The sequence below is a fragment of the Streptomyces sp. NPDC058701 genome, assembly GCF_042715295.1.
Classification (GTDB): Bacteria; Actinomycetota; Actinomycetes; order Streptomycetales; family Streptomycetaceae; genus Streptomyces.
This window is the reverse complement of record NZ_JBHXSY010000137.1, coordinates 1-1,784: the sequence shown is the minus strand read 5'-3', so window position 1 is coordinate 1,784 and position 1,784 is coordinate 1. Positions and strand designations below refer to the sequence as shown.

Annotated in this window: 2 protein-coding genes; both read right to left on the bottom strand. The window is 70.0% G+C overall.

Going from position 1 to position 1,784, the window contains the following annotated elements:
- The coding region (locus ACFWW8_RS38545) for an adenosylhomocysteinase (protein ID WP_386537597.1) at positions 1 to 703 on the bottom strand (703 nt) is incomplete at its 3' end.
- A gap of 5 nt (positions 704 to 708) precedes the next feature.
- Positions 709 to 1,662, bottom strand: a complete 954-nt coding sequence (gene metF, locus ACFWW8_RS38540; RefSeq protein WP_386537595.1) for a methylenetetrahydrofolate reductase [NAD(P)H] — start codon at positions 1,660 to 1,662, stop codon at positions 709 to 711.
- Positions 1,663 to 1,784 lie beyond the last annotated feature (122 nt).

Here is a 1,784-nt window from a genome sequence, read left to right as displayed (position 1 = left end):
GGCAGCCGTACTTGTTGTCGAACTTCGACTTCGTCACGGCGTCGTTCACGTTGATGGCGGGGAAGAGCAGGGTGCCGTCGCGGTGCATCTCGTAGAGGCGGTGAACGCCGGTGGTGGTCTCCTCGGTGACGCCGCGGATCTCGGCGGCCAGGGCCGTCCAGTCGATGTCCGTCTTGCCCAGCAGGTCCAGGACGAGGGCCATTTCCTCGTTGTCGGCGGTGGAGGGGTCCGGGACGGCGCCGGCCTTCTGGTACTCGACGCCCTTGTGGACCAGGAGGGTGGCGTCGCCGCCGTCGTCGAGGATCATGTTGGGGCCGGTGTGGCCGGGCCAGGTCAGGGCCTGCTCGGTGCACCACCAGTACTCTTCCAGCGTCTCGCCCTTCCAGGCGAAGACGGGGACGCCCTGCGGGTTGTCCGGGGTGCCGTGGGGGCCGACCGCGACGGCGGCGGCCGCGTGGTCCTGGGTGGAGTAGATGTTGCACGACACCCAGCGGACGTCGGCGCCGAGGGCGACGAGGGTTTCGATGAGCACGGCCGTCTGCACGGTCATGTGCAGGGAGCCGGTGATGCGGGCGCCGGCCAGGGGCCGGGCGGCCGCGTACTCGGCGCGGATCGACATCAGACCGGGCATCTCGTGCTCGGCCAGGGTGATCTCCTTGCGGCCGAAGTCCGCGAGGGAGAGGTCGGCGACCTTGAAGTCCATGGGATCTACTCCGTGATGGTGGTGGCTGGGTTCGGGCTGACGTTCAGGTTCTGATGGATCTCTAGAGTCGCGGTGGACTTGTTGAGGGTGATGTAGTGCAGGCCGGGTGCGCCCTCGGCGAGGAGGCGTTCGGACATGGCGGTCGCGTAGGCGACGCCGATGCGGTGGCCTTCGGCGGGGTCGTCCTGGGCCGCTTCGAGCCGGCGGGCGAGCGCGTCGGGGAAGCGGGCGTCGCTGAGTTCAGCGAAGCGGCGGATCTGGCGGAAGTCGGTGGCGGGCATGATCTCGGGGATGACCGGGGTCAGACAGCCCACGGAGGCGAGCCGGTCGCGCAGGCGCAGGTAGTCCTCGGCGTGGAAGAACATCTGGGTGATGGCGTAGTCGGCGCCGGCCCGGCACTTCGCGGCGAAGTGGTGGATGTCCTGGCTCCAGGAGGGTGAGCGGGGGTGGCGTTCGGGGAAGGCTGCGACGCCCACCGTGAAGTCGCCGAGCCGCCGGATGAGGCTGACGAGTTCGTGGGCGTGGTGGAGGCCTTCGGGGTGGGCCGTCCATTCCCCTTTGGGGTCGCCGGGCGGGTCGCCACGCAGGGCCAGGACGTCGCGGATGCCGGCGTCGGCGTACTGGCCGATGATGTGGCGCAGTTCGGTGATCGAGTGTCCGACGGCGGTCAGGTGGGCGACGGGGCGCAGGGTGGTCTCCGCGGCGATGCGCTTGGTGACCTCGACGGTGCGGTCGCGGGAGGAGCCGCCGGCGCCGTAGGTGACGGAGACGAAGGAGGGGGCGAGCGGTTCGATGCGGCGGATGGCTGCCCACAGGGTGCGTTCGCCGGCGTCGGTCTTGGGGGGGAAGAATTCGAAGGAGAAGGTCTGCCGGCCCTGGGCCAGCAGCTCGCGGACGCCGAGGGTGGCGGGGGCGGACGTGCGGGGGCGTTCGGCGGTGACGGCCACGGCTGCCGGCATGTCGGGCTCCTTTCCGGATCGCGGGGTTCAGCGTGCGTTGAAGTACGTGGCTTCGGGGTGGTGGATGACGATGGCGTCGGTGGACTGCTCGGGGTGGAGCTGGAACTCCTCGGAGAGGTGGA

Bases quoted from the DNA above. Each gene is read 5' to 3' on its own strand.
- metF (WP_386537595.1), bottom strand. From the start codon at position 1,662: ATGCCGGCAGCCGTGGCCGTCACCGCCGAACGCCCCCGCACGTCCGCC.